We start from the raw sequence: 17,458 nt of genomic DNA, 5'->3' as shown, positions 1-17,458 counted from the left end.
AGAAGATGACTTCGATTCTAGGAACTTGCTTTCCGCGCATCCACGACTAAACTGAAGCGAAACCACCGATTCACCTTCGAAAGCAAAGCGATCATGTCGAAACGCCTTTCCCCGCCCGCCGTCGCGTCACTGGACGCGACCGACCGCGCGATCCTCGCCGCGCTTGCCGAGGATGCGCGCATCGCCACCAGCGAACTGGCGCGGCAGATCGGGCTGTCGGCGCCCGCGACCGCCGACCGCGTGCGGCGGCTCGAAGCGCAGGGCGTGATTGCAGGCTTCACCGTCGAGCTCGACCCGCGCGCGCTCGGCTACACGCTGCAGGCGATCGTCCGCGTGAAGCCGCTGCCGGGGCAGCTGCATCTGGTCGAGGAGGTGTTGCGGCGGATTCCCGAATTCGTCGAATGCGACAAGGTGACCGGCGAGGACTGCTTCATCTGCCGGCTCTACCTGCGCACGATCGATCACCTCGACGACATCCTGTCGAAAGTGACGGAGCGCGCGGAAACGAGCACGGCGATCGTGAAATCCACGCCCGTGCCGCGCCGCCTGCCGCCGCTCGTCGAAGACGACGCCGCGCGCCGCTGACCGTCGGCGCGCTTGCCGCCGCGGCCCGTGCCGCTCACGCGGCCGCGTCGCGCGCGTCGAAGAACGCGAGCAGCTCGTCGAGCAGCGCGACGGGCGCCTCTTCCGGAATGTAGTGCCCGCAATCGAGCGCGCGGCCGCTGACGTCGCGCGCGACGCGCCGCCACTCGTCGAGCGGATCGAAGCAGCGGCCGACGATCCCATTCTCGCCCCACAGCACGCGCAGCGGGCACGCGACCTTGTTGCCGCGCTCGAGATCCGCGCGGTCGTGTTCGAGGTCGATCGTCGCCGACGCGCGGTAGTCCTCGCACATCGCGTGCACGGCGCCCGGCTGCGCGAGCGCGGCGCGATACGCGGCGAGCGCCTCCGGCGCGAACGGCGCGAGCCCGGCGGAACGGTTGCCCATCACCCGCTCGATATACGCATCGGTGCGGCCTTCGATCAGCGTTTCGGGCAGCGGCGCCGGCTGGATCAGGAAGAACCAGTGGAAATACGCGGTCGCGAACGCACGATCGGTTTGCTCGTACATCGCGAGCGTCGGCGCGATGTCGAGCAGCATCATCCGTTCGACGGCCGCCGGATGATCGAGCGCGAGCCGGTGCGCGACGCGCGCGCCGCGATCGTGCGCGCACACGTGGAATTGCTCGAAGCCGAAGTGCCGCATCACGGCGACCTGGTCGGCCGCCATCGCGCGTTTCGAATACGGCGCATGCAGCGCGTCGCTCGGCGGCCTGCCCGACGCGCCGTAGCCGCGCAGGTCGGTCGCGATCACCGTGAAGTGATTCGCCAGCGTCGCGGCGACGCGATGCCAGATCATGTGGGTCTGCGGATGGCCGTGCAGCAGCAGAAGCGGCGGCCCCGCGCCTCCTTTGACACCGAAGATGTCGGTGTCCTGCATCGTCACGCGAAACGATGCAAAAGCGTCGAACGACATGGTTTGTTTCTCGTGGGTTTGTTATGGCGGGTATTGTAGGAGCGCCCGGCCGGCTGCTGCACGCGGCTGAGCCCCCGAATGCGTAGAAAGAGAACACTCACTCGATTGTCGTCACGCCGCGCAGTTTGCTAAGCTCGCGTAGAACCGCACGACCGTTCGTATTAATATGGGCGCAGCGCCACGCCGCTACACTCGAAGCACCGTTCGACCGCCAAGCATGAATGCCGAAGCCGGCGCGATCGCGCCGGGTCCGGCCGCCCCTCGAGACTGGAGACATCACATGGCATTGCCCGCAGTCCTGCAGAACCTGACGCTGCCCGTCATCGCGTCGCCGATGTTCATCGTCAGCTACCCCGAACTCGTTCTTGCGCAATGCAAGGCGGGTATCGTCGGATCATTCCCCGCGCTCAACGCCCGCCCGGCCGAACTGCTCGACGAGTGGCTCACGCAGATCCAGTCCGAGCTCGCCGACCACAAGGCGAAGCACCCGGACGCGGTGATCGGCCCGATCGCGGTCAACCAGATCGTCCATCAGTCGAATGTGCGCCTCGAGCATGACGTGCGCGTATGCGTCGAGCACAAGGTGCCGATCTTCATCACGAGCCTGCGCGCGCCGGCGCGCGAGATCGTCGACGCGGTGCACGGCTACGGCGGCATCGTGCTGCACGACGTGATCAACCTGCGTCACGCGCAGAAGGCGCTCGAAGCCGGCGTCGACGGGCTGATCCTCGTCGCGGCCGGCGCCGGCGGCCACGCGGGCACGACCTCCCCGTTCGCGCTCGTCGGCGAAGTGCGCAGGATGTTCGACGGCCCGATCGTGCTGTCCGGCTCGATCGCGAACGGCGGGTCGATCCTCGCCGCGCAGGCGATGGGCGCCGACTTCGCGTACATGGGCACGCGCTTCATCGCGACGCAGGAAGCGCACGCGGTCGAGGACTACAAGCACGCGATCCTCAACGCGAAATCGTCCGACATCATCTATACGAACCTCTTCACCGGCGTACACGGCAACTACATCCGCGAGAGCATCGAGAAGGCCGGCCTCGATCCGGACGCGCTGCCCGAATCGGACAAGTCGAAGATGAATTTCGGCGGCGACAAGGCAAAGGCGTGGAAGGACATCTGGGGTGCCGGCCAGGGCGTCGGCCTGATGGACGACCTGCCGAGCGTCGGCGAGCTCGTCGAGCGGATGAAGCGCGAGTACGACGACGCGAAGGCACGGCTCGGCATCGCACGCTGACGCACGCGGCGGGTAGCGCCACCGCCGCGCATCCGCGCATCACGCCGGACCCAAACGAAAAAGCGCGAACCGCAACGGCTCGCGCTTTTTTCATGTCCGCCCGCAGGGCGCGGCGCCGGTCAGCCCGTGCGCTTGATCCGCGTGATCGGCAGCACGCGCAGGCGCGATTCGATCGACGGGCACAGCGACTGCCCTTCGAAACGCGCGGCGAGGAAGTCGACGAACGAGCGCACCTTCGCGGACACGTGGCGGCGGCTCGCATACACCGCATAGATCGGCGCCTCGTGCGGCGGCACGGAGTCGAGCAACACCGGCACGAGCCGGCCGGATTCGATGTCGTCGCCGACCACCTCGGTGCCGAGCAGCGCGATGCCCGCGCCCGCGAGCACGGCCGCGCGCAGCCCTTCGAGATGATTCACGATCAGGTTGCCGTTCAGGTTCACACGCGAGGCGGCGGCCGCGTCGATCACGAGCGAATCGAGCATCGTCGAATTCGAATCGCGGCGCAGGTAATTGTGGTGCGCGAGATCGGTGATCGTCTCGGGCGTGCCGTGCTTCTCGAGATACTCGGGCGACGCGACCAGCAGGATGTGCGCGGTCGCGATCTGCCGCGCGACCAGCGACGAGGATTTCAGTCCGTTGGGCGCCGCGCGCACCGCGATGTCATAGCCTTCCTCGATCAGGTCGACCACGCGATCGGACAGCGTCATGTCGACGATCACGTCCGGGAACCGGCCCGCATAATCGGTGACGGCCTGCATCACGTGCCGCAATCCGAACGCGGACAGCGACGTCACGCGCAGGCGGCCCTGCGGCACGACGCTCGCGGCGCCGACCGCCTGTCCGGCTTCGTCGAGTTCCGACAGCGCCTGCACGAGGCGCTCATAGTATTCGCGTCCCGCCTCGGTCGGCGCGACACGTCGTGTCGTGCGATGCAGCAGCCGCGCGCCGAGCTGCTGCTCGAGATGCATCACGTGCTTGCTCGCCATCGCGGCCGACATCTGCATGCGCTCCGCCGCGCCGACGAAGCTGCCCACTTCGACGACGTAGCGAAACACATTCATGCTGACGAGGGTATCCATCGAACTAGCTCGCAATTCCTGGGAATCATGCAATTACGAGATAGGGTAGCAAAGGATAGGAAACAAAAAGGTCAACAATGGCAAAACGGCGCTGCGAAAAGCGGCGCCGTTTCGGGGCGGGAAACTGGCGGGCGGGATGCGCGTGGCTGATTCGCGTCCCGCCATCGTCTCGTCAGAACTTTGCGCGGATACCGGCGCCGAACGTGTTGCCGCTCGACAGGCCGCTGATGTGGTCGTTCATGTACGCGGCGTAGACGTCGGTGCGCTTGGACAGCGGATAGTCGTAGCCGACGGCCCAGGTCTGGCGCGTCTGGTCGAGGCCGCCCGCGTCGCGCGAGTACGCATACGACGCCATCGCGTTGCCGACGCCGAGCGGCACCGACACGCCGCCCTGTGCGGTATTCACGTGCCAGCTGCCGGCGACCTGGTCGTTCTTCGTATACATATACTGGCCGAACAGCTTCACGTACTTCAGGTCGTAGGTCGCGCCCACCAGCCCGATGCCCTGGCTCTTCATGCCCGTCACGAGCGAGCTCAGGTCCTGCGGGCCGTTGTTGAAGTTCACGTACTGGTAGACGGCGGTCGCGGCGAACGGGCCGTTCGCGTAGTTGAACTGCGCGCTCCACTTCTTCGAGCGGTTGTCGCCGGCCGTGTTGCCGAGCGCGTACATCGCCCCGAAATTCAGGCCGCCGAACGAAGGCGACGTGTACGACAGCGCGTTGTTCCACCCCGAATCGCCGACCGCGCCCTGGTCGCTCGGATAGGTCGGGAACGTGCCGAGGCCGAGGAACACGTGGTACACCATCGGCGAGAAGGTGTACGAATCGTAGAACGGGTTGAACAGGATCGTCGACAGGAACAGGTGCGTCGTCAGGCGGCCCGCCGTCACCGTGCCGTACGGCGAGCTGACGCCGACGTACGCGTTGCGCGCGAAGAACGTATCGCCCTGGAAGCGGCCAAACTGGCCGTTCTGCGCGCGGAAGAAGCTCTCCAGCGTGAAGATCGCCTTGTAGCCGTCGCCGAGATCCTCCGCACCGTGCAGGCCCCAGTACGAGGTCGACATCCCGCCGCCCGACACGTTCCACGCGCGATCGCCGCCCGGGAACTTGGTTGCGCCGATCCATTCGTCCACCTGACCGTAGAGCGAGACGCTCGACTGCGCGTGGACGGGTGCGGCGGCCGCCACGCAGGCGGCCGCGGCGATCAGCTTGACGGACGTGCGCGACGCACGGCGAGCGAATGCTTTCATTGGATCTCCAGGATTTGTCGAATGGTCGATAAGTGGCGCGAGCGTTGTTTTTTGGAGCCGATTGCTTGCGTCGTATGGGGCGCAGCCATCTTTACGGATCATTTGTCCGGTCAAAATTGCGCACACTTATTGCGGGTATAGCGGCGGCATTAACTTCGCGGAATCGACAGATGGCCGCACGCGTCGCGGCGGGCCCGCGCGGGGCGGCACGCGACGGGACGGCCGCGGGACGGCGCCCGTGCCGGGCGCGAAAGATAGCGCAATGCGGCGGGAAAATCAGCGGAAATCTGCGCGCGACTGTGGCGAATTCGCATCACAGCCGGCGGGGGACGAGCGCGCGGCGGCGCTCAACGAACGCGCGGGGCGCTCAGTTTCGGTAGAACGGGGAGAAAGACGGCGAGTGGGCAGGTTCTTCCTGCGCGCGGGGCGGCGGCATCGGACGGCCGCCGCGCTCCTCGTTGTAGCGCGCGACGTCGGCGCGGATGGAGCCGGCACGCAGCGGCACGTTGCCGCCGCCCGGCGGGCGCGGCATCTGGCGGGAGTCGGTGCTGATCGGGCGATACGGGCTTTGCGCGGCGTAATGGCCGTACGACGGCGTCGGCCGCAGCCCCCAGCGGGATCCGTAGCCGCTCACACCGCCGGCACGGGCGCCGCCCGGCGGCAGCGCCCGGCGCCAGACCTGCGCGCCGGCGGCCGACTGGCCGTACGCGCGCATGTCGCCGCCGTCGAAACCGTGGCCGCCGAACGCATGACCGCCGTGCGGCGGTTGCGCGAGCGCGAACGGCATCAGCAGCGTGCCGAGCACGCCTGCCACCCATCGTCCGACCTTCAGTTTCACGCGTTCCGTCATCATTCATTGCCTGTTGCCGCTCGCCGCCGGTGTTTTCGGCTGACGCAAGCCTTTCAGCAGTAATTTATGAGCGGTCCGAAACGGTGTCGAGCCAAAAAGTGTTAGGTCGCCGGCATCGGTGTAACACCATGTTACTGCTAGGTTTTTTCACTTCCGCTGCCAATCGTGGCAGAACATTCTTCTGCCCATTCGCGCGCCGTCGGGCGGGCCTGCCGCATGCAATCGATTCATCAATCGATTCTCACAATGAATTTGTCTATTGAATGAGCAGCCGGGACAATATCGACTTCGCGCGCGCGAGATGCGCGCCGCCGTTTCCGAATCGAGCTCCCCGATGGCCCGTCCCCGTTTCCTCCCCGACAACTTCACGCTCGCGCTCGTCGGCACCGTCGTGCTCGCGAGCCTGTTGCCGTGCCGCGGCCCGGCCGCCCATGCGTTCAACTGGGCGACCAATATCGCGGTCGGCCTGCTGTTCTTCCTGCATGGCGCGAAGCTGTCGCGCGAAGCCGTCGTCGCGGGGGCAACCCACTGGCGGCTGCATGCGGTCGTGCTGCTCAGCACGTTCGCGCTGTTCCCGCTGCTCGGCCTCGCGCTGAAGCCCGTGCTGCAGCCGCTCGTCACCCCGACGCTCTATGCCGGCGTGCTCTTTCTGTGCACGCTGCCGTCGACGGTCCAGTCGTCGATCGCGTTCACGTCGATCGCGAAGGGCAACGTGCCGGCCGCCGTGTGCGCGGCGTCCGCGTCGAGCCTGCTCGGGATCTTCGTGACGCCGGCGCTTGTCGGCCTGATGATCACGTCGCAGTCGGCCGCGGCCGCGTCGCCGTGGAGTACCGTCGGCAGCATCGTGATGCAGCTGCTCGTGCCGTTCGTCGCCGGCCAGCTGCTGCGGCCCGTGATCGGCGGCTGGATCGAGCGCAATCGCGGCGTGCTGCGCTTCGTCGACCAGGGCTCGATCCTGCTCGTGGTGTACGTCGCATTCAGCGAGGCCGTGAACCAGGGGCTGTGGCACCAGATTCCGGCGCGCGCGCTCGGCGGCCTGCTGGTGGTCAACGTCGTGCTGCTCGTGATCGCGCTGGTGCTGACCACGGTCGTCAGCAAGCGGCTCGGCTTCAACCGCGCCGACCAGATCACGATCATCTTCTGCGGGTCGAAAAAGAGCCTCGCGGCCGGCGTGCCGATGGCGAAGGTGATCTTCTCCGCGCAGGCGGTCGGCGCGATCGTGCTGCCGCTGATGCTGTTCCACCAGATCCAGCTGATGGCGTGCGCGGCGCTCGCGCAGCGCTGGGGGGCGCGCGACACGCGCGGCGAGCGCGACGGCGAGGATGCCGCGGCCGGCACGGCGCGCACGCAGGGTACGCTGAACGCAGGCAAGCGCTGACGCGGCAGCGGCGCGGCCGGCATGGCGGGCCGCGCGGAGGTACGCGCCCTTGCGCTCCCGCCTCGGCCTCCCGCGCCGCGCCCTTTCAGCCCGACGTGATGCACGCACCATCGACGCGCATCGTGTCACGAAATCTTCATTCAATTCTTCGCGCGCGCTGCCGTTAAAGTCGGGCGTCCCGTCGCCTCGGCCGCCCTCCTCCATGCCCGCGCCCCATCCTGACTCGTCCGTTGCTCCCACCACGCGCCTGATCGCGGAGCGCGCGCTCGCCGCCGTGTTCCAGCCGATCGTCGACCTCGGCTCGGGCACGGTCGTCGGCTACGAAGGCCTGATCCGCGGCCCGCGCGGCACGGACCTCGAGCCGCCGGCCGCGCTGTTCGCGCAGGCCGCCCGCGACGGCGCGACGATCGCACTCGAGCAGGCGGCCGCGCTCACCTGCCTCGACGCGTTCGCGGCGCTCGGCTGCGACGGCAAGCTGTTCCTCAACTTCAGTGCGGGCACGATCGTGCAACTCGCCCGCGAGCGCGAGCGCGCGCGGCAACTGCTCGGCCGGGCGGGCGTCGGCGCCGAGCGCATCGTGATCGAGCTGACCGAGCAGACCGCGATGCCGGACGTCGCGCGCATCGAGCCGGCGGTCGCGTCGCTGCGCGACGCAGGCATCCAGTTCGCGCTCGACGACTACGGCACCGCGAACGCGAGCATGAACCTGTGGCTGCGCCTGCACCCGGATGTCGTGAAGATCGACCGCTTCTTCATCCACGACATCGCGCGCGACCCGCTCAAGTTCGAGGCGGTCAGGGCGATGCAGCACTTCGCGCACGCGAGCGGCGCGCAGCTGATCGCGGAAGGCATCGAGAACGCGAGCGACCTGATCGTCGTGCGCGACATGGGCATCCGCTGCGTGCAGGGCTTCCTGCTCGGCCGGCCGAGCGCGCGGCCGTCGCCGGTCGTCGCGCCGGCCGCGCGCGACGCGATCCGCACCCCGCACATCGCGGTGTTCCCCGGCGCGACGCGCACCGCGCGGCCGGCCGGCACGATCGCGGCGAAGATGCTCGTCCCCGCGCCGGCGCTGCCGCGCGAGGCGACCAGCAACGACGTGCTCGAGCTGTTCAACCGGATGCCCGGCCTGCACGCGGTCGCGCTCGTCGAACGCGGGCGGCCGGTCGCGCTGGTGAACCGGCGCGGCTTCATCGACCGCTTCACGCTGCCGTACCACCGCGAGGTGTTCGGCAAGAAGCCGTGCCTGCAGTTCGCGAACGACGCGCCGCTGATGATCGACAACGCGACGTCGGTCGAGCAGCTCGCGTTGCTGCTCGCGAGCCACGACCAGCGCTATCTCGCGGACGGTTTCGTGATCACCGAACACGGCCGCTACCTCGGGCTCGGCACCGGCGAGAGCCTCGTGCGCGCGGTGACGGAGATGCGCATCGAGGCCGCGCGCTACGCGAATCCGCTGACCTTCCTGCCCGGCAACATCCCGATCAGCGCGCATATCGACCGCCTGCTGGAGCGCGACGCCGGCTTCCATGCGTGCTACGTCGACCTGAACCAGTTCAAGCCGTTCAACGACCAGTACGGCTACTGGCGGGGCGACGAAGTGCTGAAGTTCGCGGCGACGGTGCTGGCCGGCGTGTGCGATCCGCAGCGGGATTTTCTCGGGCACGTCGGCGGTGACGATTTCCTCGTGCTGTTCCAGCGCGACGACTGGCGCGCGCGGGCGACCGACGCGATCGCGCGCTTCAACGACGGCGCGCAGCGCTTCTACACGCAGGCCGATCGGCTGGCGGGCGGGCTGCGCGGCGAGGACCGCCACGGCAACCCCGCGTTCTTCGGCTTCGTGACGATGGCAATCGGCGCGGTCGGCGTGCCGGCGGGCGCGCACGGCGCGATGCGCTATGGCAGCGACGAGATCGCGTCGGTCGCGGCGCTCGCGAAGCGGCGGGCGAAACAGCAGCCGGGCGGGCTCGCGGTCGTCGATCTCGACGCGGGCCGCGCGGCGCTGCGCGAGCGCGGCGAGCCGCCGCTCGCGGTGGCGGGCTGAGCGGTGGGTTGAGTGGTGGGCTGAGCGGTGGGCTGAGTGGTGGGTTGAGCGGTGGGTTGAGCGGCGGGTTGAGCGGTGGGTTGAGCGGTGGGTTGAACGACGGGCTGAGCGGTGGGCTGAACGACGGGCTGAGCGGTGGGCTGAACGGCGCGGGCTGCGCGGCGAGCGGCGGGCGGAACGGCGGGCCGAAAGCCGACCAGCGGCCGGCCGCATGCCGGGCGGCCGCTCGACCGGCCGTCGGCTTGCCCGAACGACATTCCCGGTGCTGCACGCCCGTGCCGCGCCAATCCCCGGCGACGCCTATCCGACCGGCCCTTTCGCGCCGAAGATCCGAACGCATGCGACGCGCCGCCTCCCGGCACCACCGCGCTGCATGCGATCACCTTGCCTTTTTCGCGTTTTGTTTAGTATTTTTAGTAACGGCGTTTTCGCAGATTAGCGCGTAAAAACCCGCTATTTCCGGGTATTCCCCGGTTATCCGGCCCGGATTTGGCGCCGATTTTTACTATACAATCGCCGTCACCCTAAACAAACCGGATCCCGAACGATGGGCACCACCATTCGCGACGTAGCGCGGGCGGCAGAGGTCTCGATCGGCACCGTCTCCCGCGCGCTGAAAAACCAGCCGGGCCTGTCCGAAGCCACGCGCGCGCGCATCGTCGAGATCGCGCAGCGGCTCGGTTACGACCCGGCCCAGTTGCGCCCGCGCGTGCGCCGGCTCACCTTCCTGCTGCACCGCCAGCACAACCGCTTTCCCGCCAGCCCGTTCTTCTCGCACGTGCTGCACGGCGTCGAGGACGCGTGCCGCGAGCGCGGCATCGTGCCGACGCTGCTCACGGTCGGCCCGAACGACGACGTGCTGCGCCAGATGCGCGCGCACGCGCCCGACGCGATCGCGGTGGCCGGCTTCATCGAGCCCGAGACGATCGAGGCGCTCGCCGCGACCGGCCGTCCGCTCGTGCTGATCGACCTGTGGGCGCCCGGGCTGCGCTCGGTGAACATCGACAACGCGACGGGCGCGGCGCTCGCGATGCGCCACCTGCTCGCCACCGGCCGCTCGCGGATCGCGTTCATCGGCGGCTCCGCCGCGCACTACAGCATCGCGCAGCGCGCGATCGGCTATCGGCGCGCGTTCTTCGAGGCCGGGCGGCTGTTCGATCCCGCGTACGAAGTGACGATCGACGCCGGGCTCGATCCCGACACCGGCGCCGCGCGCGCGATGCAGCAGCTGCTCGACGCGCCGGGCCCGAGCCCCGACGCCGTGTTCGCGTACAACGACGCCGCCGCGCTGGCCGCGCAGCGCGTGTGCATCGCGCGCGGCGTGCGGATTCCGGAAGACATCGCGATCGTCGGCTTCGACGACATCCCCGCCGCCGCGCACGCGAACCCGCCGCTCACGACGCTCGCCGTCGACAAGGAAGCGCTCGGCCGCCGCGGCGTCGAACTGCTGCTCGCCGAAGCGCCCGAGCGCACCGAGATCTCCCTGCCCGTCGAGCTGATCGTGCGGGCCAGCAGCCAGCCCGCCGGCTCACCGGCACTCGATACCGCCACGGTCACCGAATCATGAACATGCCCCCGGTCCAATCCCGTACGGCCACGCCGGCCAACCACGCGCAAGCGGCGCCGTTCGTCGCGAGCTTCCGCGATCCGTCGTTCCTGCTGTCGCACATCGAGGACACGCTGCGCTTCTACGCGACGAACGCGTTCGACCCGACGGGCGGCTTCTACCACTACTTCCGCGACGACGGCAGCATCTACAACCACACGTCGCGGCATCTGGTCAGCAGTTGCCGGTTCGTCTTCAACTACGCGATGGCGTACCGGCATTTCGGCGATCCGCGCCATCTCGAGTACGCGCGACACGGGCTGCGCTTCCTGCGCGACGCGCACTGGGACGACGCCCTGCAGGGCTACGACTGGGAACTCGACTGGCGCGACGGCGCGAAGCGCGAGACGCTCGATGCCACGCGCCACTGCTACGGGCTCGCGTTCGTGCTGCTGGCCGCCGCGCACGCGACGATGGCCGGCATCGACGAAGCGCGTGCGCTGATCGCGTCGACCTTCGAGCTCGCCGAGCACCGCTTCTGGGATGCGGCCGCGGGCCTCTATGCGGACGACGCGACGCCGAACTGGAACGTGTCGTCGTACCGCGGCCAGAACGCGAACATGCACATGACGGAGGCGCTGCTCGCGGCCTACGAGGCGACCGGCCACGTCACCTACCTCGACCGCGCGGAGAAGCTCGCGACCCATATCACGCAGCGCCAGGCCGCGCTGTCGGGCGGCCTCGTGTGGGAGCACTACCATGCGGACTGGTCGGTCGACTGGGACTACAACAAGGAAGACAGCTCGAACATCTTCCGTCCGTGGGGCTTCCAGCCCGGGCACCAGACCGAATGGGCGAAGCTGCTGCTGATTCTGGAGCGGCATCGCCCGCTCGACTGGCTGGTGCCGCGCGCGGCCGAGCTGTTCGACGCGGCGCTCACGCACGCGTGGGACGCCGATCACGGCGGCCTCTGCTACGGCTTCGGCCCCGACTTCACGATCTGCGACCACAACAAGTATTTCTGGGTGCAGGCGGAAACCTTCGCGGCGGCCGCGATGCTCGGCGCGCGCACCGGCAGCGAGCGCTTCTGGGACTGGTACGACGAGATCTGGCGCTACAGCTGGGCGCATTTCGTCGATCACCGCTACGGCGCGTGGTACCGGATCCTCACCTGCGACAACCGCAAGTACAGCGACGAGAAGAGCCCGGCCGGCAAGACCGACTATCACACGATGGGCGCGTGCTACGACGTGCTCGCGACCCTCGCGCGCGCGGCGCGCAGCGAGCCGACGCAATGAGCGGCGGCACGTTTCCGGCATTCGTGTCGGCAGGCGACATCCTGACCGACATGGTGCGCGCGGGCGACGCGCAGTGGACCTCCGTGCCGGGCGGCGCCGGCTGGAACGTCGCACGCGCGGTCGCGCGGCTCGGCGTGCCGAGCGCGCTCGCGGGCGCGATCGGCGAGGACTGCTTCTCCGACGTGCTGTGGCGCACCAGCGACGCGGCCGGGCTCGACCTGCGCTTCCTGCAGCGCGTGCCGCGCGCGCCGCTGCTCGCGATCGTCCACGAGACCCGGCCGCCTGCATACTTCTTCATCGGCGACGCCAGCGCGGACCTCGCGTTCGACCCGGCGCGGCTGCCGGCCGGCTGGACCGAACACGTGCAATGGGCGCACTTCGGCTGCATCAGCCTGGTGCGCGAACCGCTCGCGGGCACGCTCGTCTCGCTCGCGGCCGACTTGCACGCGCGCGGCGTGAAGATCAGCTTCGATCCGAACTACCGGAACCTGATGACGGCCGCGTACCGGCCGACACTGGAGAAGATGGCCGGCCTCGCCGACCTGATCAAGGTGTCCGACGAGGACCTGCGCCACCTGTTCGGCGGCGATGGCCCCGACGCGGTCGACGCGGTGCGCGCGCTGAATCCGCGCGCGGCCGTGCTCGTCACGCGCGGCGCGCAGTCGGCGACGCTCTACGCGGACGGCGACGTGCTCGAGGCGAGCCCGCCGCGCGTCGAGGTGGTCGACACCGTGGGCGCGGGCGACGCGTCGATCGGCGGCCTGCTGTTCAGCCTGATGGCCGCACCGCAGCGGTCGTGGCGCGAGCATCTCGCGTTCGCCCTCGCGGCGGGCGCGGCCGCGTGCCGGCATACGGGCGCGCACGCGCCGACGCTCGACGAGGTCGTCGCGCTGCTCGAACGGTGACGGCATGGGGACGGCATGGGCCGGCGCGCTGATCGGTCGCCGATTAGCGGCGCTGTACATGCTGCGCCGCAGTGCTACGATGAAATGTCCTATTGCGGGAGAGGCACGATGGACACGAACACGTTCACGAAAGGCATCTACACGGCCAAGGCGCATACGCAGCACACCGCCAACGGGCAGTTCCAGGGCTACGTGATCCTCGCCCGGGACGACGGCGACGAGACGGAGAACATGCGCTACGACGTCCACACGACGAGCCCGAGCGAGGAAGAGGCGTTCGACGAAGCGAAGGCGCTCGCGCACCGGATCCTCGGCGAGATCGAACTGTGATGCGCGCACCGTAATGCGCGGGACCATCGCGCGCGCCGCGGCCGGAGCGCGACGCGCCGCCGCATGCGGCGCGGCTCAGAGCAGCCGCGCGACCATCGACACCAGCATCGTCAGCACCAGCGTCGACATGAACGGGAACGGGTAGCGCCGCCCGCCGAGCGTCAGCGTGACGTCGCCCGGCATCCGCCCGATGCCGAGCTTGCCGAGCCACGGCCAGCAACGCGTCAGGATCATCACCGCGAAGAACGACGCCATCAGCCAGCGCAGCATGCTAGGGCCTGTTTCCATATGGAACGCGCATGCGTTGCCACGAGAACGGCCGCTCGCGAGGCGAGCGACGCCGCGAATACTGGACGTATTCGCAAGGAGCGCAACGCGGCGAGCGGCCGTTCTCGTGGCAACCCCAAATTAAAAAAATCATGTCACGGGAATGCCCGAAATCGCCCGTATGGCGGCGTCGCTCGTCGCTTGTTTGGCGCGGCCAAACGGCGCTCCTCACTCCTTGCCATACGCCCCGAAGGAAGTCCCCTTGGGGGACGAGCGATTTCGGGCATTCGCATGTGCGTTCCATATGGAAACAGGCCCTCGCCCCGTCAGAGCGCGTGCGAGCGGTCGCCGCGCGCGAACGCGTCGAGCGTGCCGTCGATCCCGCGCGAGAAGGCGATCACCTTGAACAGCTCGCCCATCTCGGCTTCCGAGATCAGCTTCTGCACCGCGTTCGCGGCCGGCAGGAACTGGTGGACGTCGGACGGATCGATCGCGGCCAGCGCGTCGGTGATGCCCGCGTTCAACAGGAAGCGCGCCTGCGACGTGTAGCCGAGCAGGTCGGCGCCGGTGCCGACGCCCGCGTCGTAGATGCCGGTGAATTCGACGTGCGCGGTGATGTCCTGCAGCCCCGGGTACAGGAAGGCGTCGTCGTGCGCGTGGTGGCGGTAGTGGCACATGAGCGTGCCGCGGTCGCGCTGCGGATGGTAGTACTCATGCGCGGGAAAGCCGTAGTCGACCAGCAGCACCGCGCCGCGCGCGAGCATCGTGCACACGGTGCGCGTGAACGCGAGCGCGGCTTCGTGCGTCTCGGTCACATAGCCGTCGTCGACGTCGAGCGTCGCGAGCACCGGCGGCAGGCCGACAGCGCCGGCGGGCCGGTCGTCGAACACGAACGCGTGCCGCGCGTCGAGCGCGACGCCGCGCTCGAGCCACGCGCCGCCCGCCTTCGCGAACAGGCGCACCGGCATCGCATCGAGCACCTCGTTGCCGACCACGACGCCGTCGAAGCGCTCGGGCAGCGCGTCGAGCCAGCGCACCTTGCCGGCGAGCGCCGGCGCGGCGGCCGCGATCGTGTCGCGCTGCCGTTCCCGCAGTTCGCCCGACAGATCGACGATCAGGTATTCGTCGAGTTCGACGCCGAGCGCATCGAGTGCCGCCAGCAGCCCGGCCGCGAGCTTGCCCGTGCCCGCGCCGAACTCCATCACGCGACGCGTGCCGCTCGCCGCGAGCGCGTCCGCGACGGGATTCGCGAGCGTCCGCGCGAACAGCGGCGACAGCTCGGGGGCCGTCACGAAATCGCTGCCGTCGTCGGCGCGGCGTCCGAACTTGCGCGCGCCGCCGCTGTAATAGCCGAGGCCGGGCGCGTACAGCGCGCGCTCCATGAAGCGGTCGAACGGCAGCCAGCCGCCGGCCGCCGCGATCTCGTCGCGCAGTTGCGCGGCGAGGGTTTCGGACTGCGCGAGCGCGTCAGGGCCGGGAGCAGGTAAACTAGCGGATTCGTGAGCTTTCGGGTTCATCCCGGCATTGTAAATGACCGTTTCAGCCGATACGTCGACCCCGCGCATCGCGCTCGTCGCAGGCGCGCTGGACAGCGCGGCCGACGCCGCGTCGCTCGGTCGTGCGCTCGCGACCGCCTTCGCGCAGCGCGGCTGGGACGTCGCGCTGCAACGCAGCCCGGGCGCGCCGCGCGCGGCCGGCGACGCGCTCATCGCCGAAATCGCCGCCCGGGGCCGCCGCGCGGCCGTACTCGACGCCGATCTGGCCCTGGAAGCCGACGCGGGCGCGCTCGTCGCCGCCTGCGGCACGGCGCTCGGCCGGCCCACGTGTGCGGTGTTCGTGAGCGCGTGCGCCGGCACCGACGACGCGCACACGGTAAACGGCGCATCGCTCGCCGGCGCGCTGGCCCGCAACGTGACGGCGCCGCTCGCGCTGGCCCGCGCGCTCGCCGATGCGACGCCCGACGCCGCGCACGACGATGAAACGCTGCGCGCGTGCGTGATCCACGTGCTCGACCAGGCGCTGTTTCACCCGGCGCCGGCCCAGCTGTCGCACGCGCTGATGCAGGCCGCGCTGAACCGCGCGACCGCCGCGCTGGCGCTGGCGCTCGCGCCGAAGGTGCGCGTCGCGGCGCTCGTGCGCGGCCACGCGCCGCACGCGGACGACATCGCGGCGGCCGCCTGCTATCTCGCGAGCGCGCCCGGCGTGACGGGCGCGACGCTGACCGTCGACGGCGGCGAGCACCTGGTGCCGCCCGCCGCCGGCCCGAATGAATGAACTGCGCGGAAACGCGCGGCCTGATAGCCGCCGTCCGCACCGCTTTGCGTGCGCGCACGCCAATTTGACTGGGACGACCATGTTTTCCGCTCTCCTGCACCCCCGCCTCGCGGACTGCCGCAGGCTCTACCTGCGCGACTACGAGGTGCACATCAACATCGGGGCCTTCGAACACGAGAAGCGCGGCGAGCAGCGCGTCATCATCAACGTCGACCTGTTCGTGCCGCTCGCGCTGTCCACCCCCGTCGACGACCGGCTGCATGAAGTCGTCGACTACGACCTGATGAAGCAGAGCGTCGCGCAGTGCCTCGCGCGCGGCCACATCCACCTGCAGGAAACGCTGTGCGACGCGATCGCCGCGAACCTGCTGGCGCACGACACCGTGCGCGCGGTACGTGTCCGTACCGAGAAACCGGACGCCTATCCGGACTGCGACGCCGTCGGCGTCGAAGTCTTTCGCATCAAGGACGAGGAGCGCGCATGAACGCCCCCCACATGCATGACACGGCGGCCGATGGCGCCGCCATCGAAGCCACCGTCGCCGACATCGCCCGCCCCGCGCTGACGCGCCGCGAGCAGAAGGAAGCGTACGAGAACAACAAGCTGTTCAAGCGGATCGTGCGCCAGGTCGGCCAGGCGATCGGCGACTACAACATGATCGAGCAGGGCGACAAGGTGATGGTGTGCCTGTCGGGCGGCAAGGACAGCTACGCGATGCTCGACGTGCTGCTGCGCCTGCGCGAGCGCGCGCCGATCGACTTCGACATCGTCGCGGTCAACCTCGACCAGAAGCAGCCGGGCTTCCCCGAGCACGTGCTGCCCGAATACCTGACGCAGATCGGCGTGCCGTTCCACATCGAGAACCAGGACACCTACAGCATCGTCAAGCGGCTCGTGCCCGAGGGCAAGACGACCTGCTCGCTGTGCTCGCGGCTGCGCCGCGGGATCCTGTACCGCGTGGCCGGCGAGCTCGGCGCGACCAAGATCGCGCTCGGCCACCACCGCGACGACATCCTGCAGACACTCCTGCTCAACATGTTCTACGGGGGCAAGCTGAAGGGGATGCCGCCGAAACTGCAGTCGGACGACGGCAAGAACGTCGTGATCCGGCCGCTCGCGTACGTGAAGGAGACCGATCTCGAGAAATTCGCGGAGCTGCGCGAATTCCCGATCATCCCGTGCAACCTGTGCGGCAGCCAGCCGAACCTGAAGCGCGCGGAAATGAAGGCGCTGATCCGCGACTGGGACAAGCGCTTCCCGGGCCGCGTCGACAACATGTTCAGCGCGCTCGCGAACGTCGTGCCGTCGCACCTGATGGATACGACCCAGTTCCCGTTCGCGTCGCTGCGCGCGACCGGCCAGGCCGATCCGCAGGGCGACATCGCGTTCGACGAGGAGCCGTGCGCGTCCGGCGACGACACCGCCGCCGCGCGTGACGGCACCCGACCGATCTCGATCGTCCAGTTCGACGACCTGTAAGCA

At 69.0% G+C, this 17,458-nt stretch carries 17 protein-coding genes; 11 read left to right on the top strand and 6 right to left on the bottom strand.

Annotated features, from left to right (window positions below; all coding sequences use genetic code 11):
* Positions 1–93: 93 nt before the first annotated feature.
* Positions 94–585, top strand: coding sequence for an Lrp/AsnC family transcriptional regulator (locus SB786_RS01045; RefSeq protein WP_175699677.1), 492 nt, complete (start codon positions 94–96; stop codon positions 583–585).
* 34 nt (positions 586–619) lie between these two features.
* Here SB786_RS01045 and SB786_RS01040 read toward each other — a convergent pair whose 3' ends face one another.
* On the bottom strand, positions 620–1,516 hold the full coding sequence (locus tag SB786_RS01040; RefSeq protein WP_410725780.1) for an alpha/beta fold hydrolase: 897 nt from the start codon (positions 1,514–1,516) through the stop codon (positions 620–622).
* A 280-nt stretch (positions 1,517–1,796) separates the two neighbouring features.
* Here SB786_RS01040 and SB786_RS01035 point away from each other — a divergent pair, with 280 nt between their 5' ends.
* Complete coding sequence (locus SB786_RS01035; protein WP_410725779.1) at positions 1,797–2,756, top strand: NAD(P)H-dependent flavin oxidoreductase; 960 nt, start codon at positions 1,797–1,799, stop codon at positions 2,754–2,756.
* Positions 2,757–2,875: 119 nt separating this feature from the next.
* Here the strand turns inward: SB786_RS01035 and SB786_RS01030 are convergent, their stop codons facing one another.
* The 3 genes from SB786_RS01030 to SB786_RS01020 form a co-directional block, all read right to left on the bottom strand.
* Positions 2,876–3,838: a LysR family transcriptional regulator gene (locus SB786_RS01030; protein ID WP_410725778.1), complete on the bottom strand. Its 963-nt coding sequence runs from the start codon at positions 3,836–3,838 to the stop codon at positions 2,876–2,878.
* Between the two features lie 172 nt (positions 3,839–4,010).
* Complete coding sequence (locus tag SB786_RS01025) at positions 4,011–5,087, bottom strand: porin (RefSeq protein WP_410725777.1); 1,077 nt, start codon at positions 5,085–5,087, stop codon at positions 4,011–4,013.
* Positions 5,088–5,454: 367 nt separating this feature from the next.
* Complete coding sequence (locus SB786_RS01020) at positions 5,455–5,937, bottom strand: peptide-binding protein (RefSeq protein ID WP_410725776.1); 483 nt, start codon at positions 5,935–5,937, stop codon at positions 5,455–5,457.
* 334 nt (positions 5,938–6,271) lie between these two features.
* Here SB786_RS01020 and SB786_RS01015 point away from each other — a divergent pair, with 334 nt between their 5' ends.
* From SB786_RS01015 to SB786_RS00990, 6 genes are all read left to right on the top strand, one after another.
* Positions 6,272–7,315: a bile acid:sodium symporter family protein gene (locus SB786_RS01015; protein WP_410725775.1), complete on the top strand. Its 1,044-nt coding sequence runs from the start codon at positions 6,272–6,274 to the stop codon at positions 7,313–7,315.
* Between the two features lie 202 nt (positions 7,316–7,517).
* The gene (locus SB786_RS01010; protein ID WP_410725774.1) at positions 7,518–9,356 is read left to right on the top strand and encodes an EAL domain-containing protein; all 1,839 of its coding nucleotides are present in this window, start codon (positions 7,518–7,520) and stop codon (positions 9,354–9,356) included.
* A gap of 547 nt (positions 9,357–9,903) precedes the next feature.
* Positions 9,904–10,923, top strand: coding sequence for a LacI family DNA-binding transcriptional regulator (locus SB786_RS01005; RefSeq protein WP_410725773.1), 1,020 nt, complete (start codon positions 9,904–9,906; stop codon positions 10,921–10,923).
* Complete coding sequence (locus tag SB786_RS01000) at positions 10,920–12,200, top strand: AGE family epimerase/isomerase (RefSeq protein WP_410725772.1); 1,281 nt, start codon at positions 10,920–10,922, stop codon at positions 12,198–12,200. Before SB786_RS01005 ends, SB786_RS01000 begins: the two co-directional genes overlap by 4 nt.
* Positions 12,197–13,105: a carbohydrate kinase family protein gene (locus SB786_RS00995; RefSeq protein ID WP_410725771.1), complete on the top strand. Its 909-nt coding sequence runs from the start codon at positions 12,197–12,199 to the stop codon at positions 13,103–13,105. Before SB786_RS01000 ends, SB786_RS00995 begins: the two co-directional genes overlap by 4 nt.
* 108 nt (positions 13,106–13,213) lie before the next feature.
* Entirely contained in the window at positions 13,214–13,435 is a 222-nt protein-coding gene (locus tag SB786_RS00990) for a hypothetical protein (protein WP_006754114.1), read from the top strand.
* Between the two features lie 75 nt (positions 13,436–13,510).
* Here the strand turns inward: SB786_RS00990 and SB786_RS00985 are convergent, their stop codons facing one another.
* Both SB786_RS00985 and SB786_RS00980 read right to left on the bottom strand, forming a co-directional pair.
* On the bottom strand, positions 13,511–13,705 hold the full coding sequence (locus SB786_RS00985; RefSeq protein ID WP_228906011.1) for a DUF2905 domain-containing protein: 195 nt from the start codon (positions 13,703–13,705) through the stop codon (positions 13,511–13,513).
* Positions 13,706–14,028: 323 nt separating this feature from the next.
* On the bottom strand, positions 14,029–15,219 hold the full coding sequence (locus SB786_RS00980) for a class I SAM-dependent methyltransferase (protein WP_410725770.1): 1,191 nt from the start codon (positions 15,217–15,219) through the stop codon (positions 14,029–14,031).
* A gap of 13 nt (positions 15,220–15,232) precedes the next feature.
* On the opposite strand from SB786_RS00980, the gene SB786_RS00975 reads away from it, so the two are divergent.
* The 3 genes from SB786_RS00975 to ttcA all read left to right on the top strand — a co-directional run bounded on the left by SB786_RS00975 (position 15,233) and on the right by ttcA (position 17,455).
* The gene (locus tag SB786_RS00975) at positions 15,233–15,976 is read left to right on the top strand and encodes an SDR family oxidoreductase (protein ID WP_410725769.1); all 744 of its coding nucleotides are present in this window, start codon (positions 15,233–15,235) and stop codon (positions 15,974–15,976) included.
* A 79-nt stretch (positions 15,977–16,055) separates the two neighbouring features.
* A complete protein-coding gene (locus SB786_RS00970) occupies positions 16,056–16,460 on the top strand; it encodes a dihydroneopterin aldolase (protein ID WP_410725768.1) in 405 nt (134 codons plus the stop codon).
* Positions 16,457–17,455 carry a tRNA 2-thiocytidine(32) synthetase TtcA gene (ttcA, locus tag SB786_RS00965; protein ID WP_410725767.1) on the top strand — a complete coding sequence of 333 codons (999 nt, stop codon included), beginning with the start codon at positions 16,457–16,459 and terminating at the stop codon, positions 17,453–17,455. Before SB786_RS00970 ends, ttcA begins: the two co-directional genes overlap by 4 nt.
* Positions 17,456–17,458: the final 3 nt, after the last annotated feature.

It is taken from the genome of Burkholderia sp. SIMBA_062 (genome assembly GCF_046534765.1).
Classification (GTDB): Bacteria; Pseudomonadota; Gammaproteobacteria; order Burkholderiales; family Burkholderiaceae; genus Burkholderia; species Burkholderia ambifaria.
Note: the sequence above shows the minus strand (reverse complement) of the source record. Positions and strands in the feature narration are given on the sequence as shown.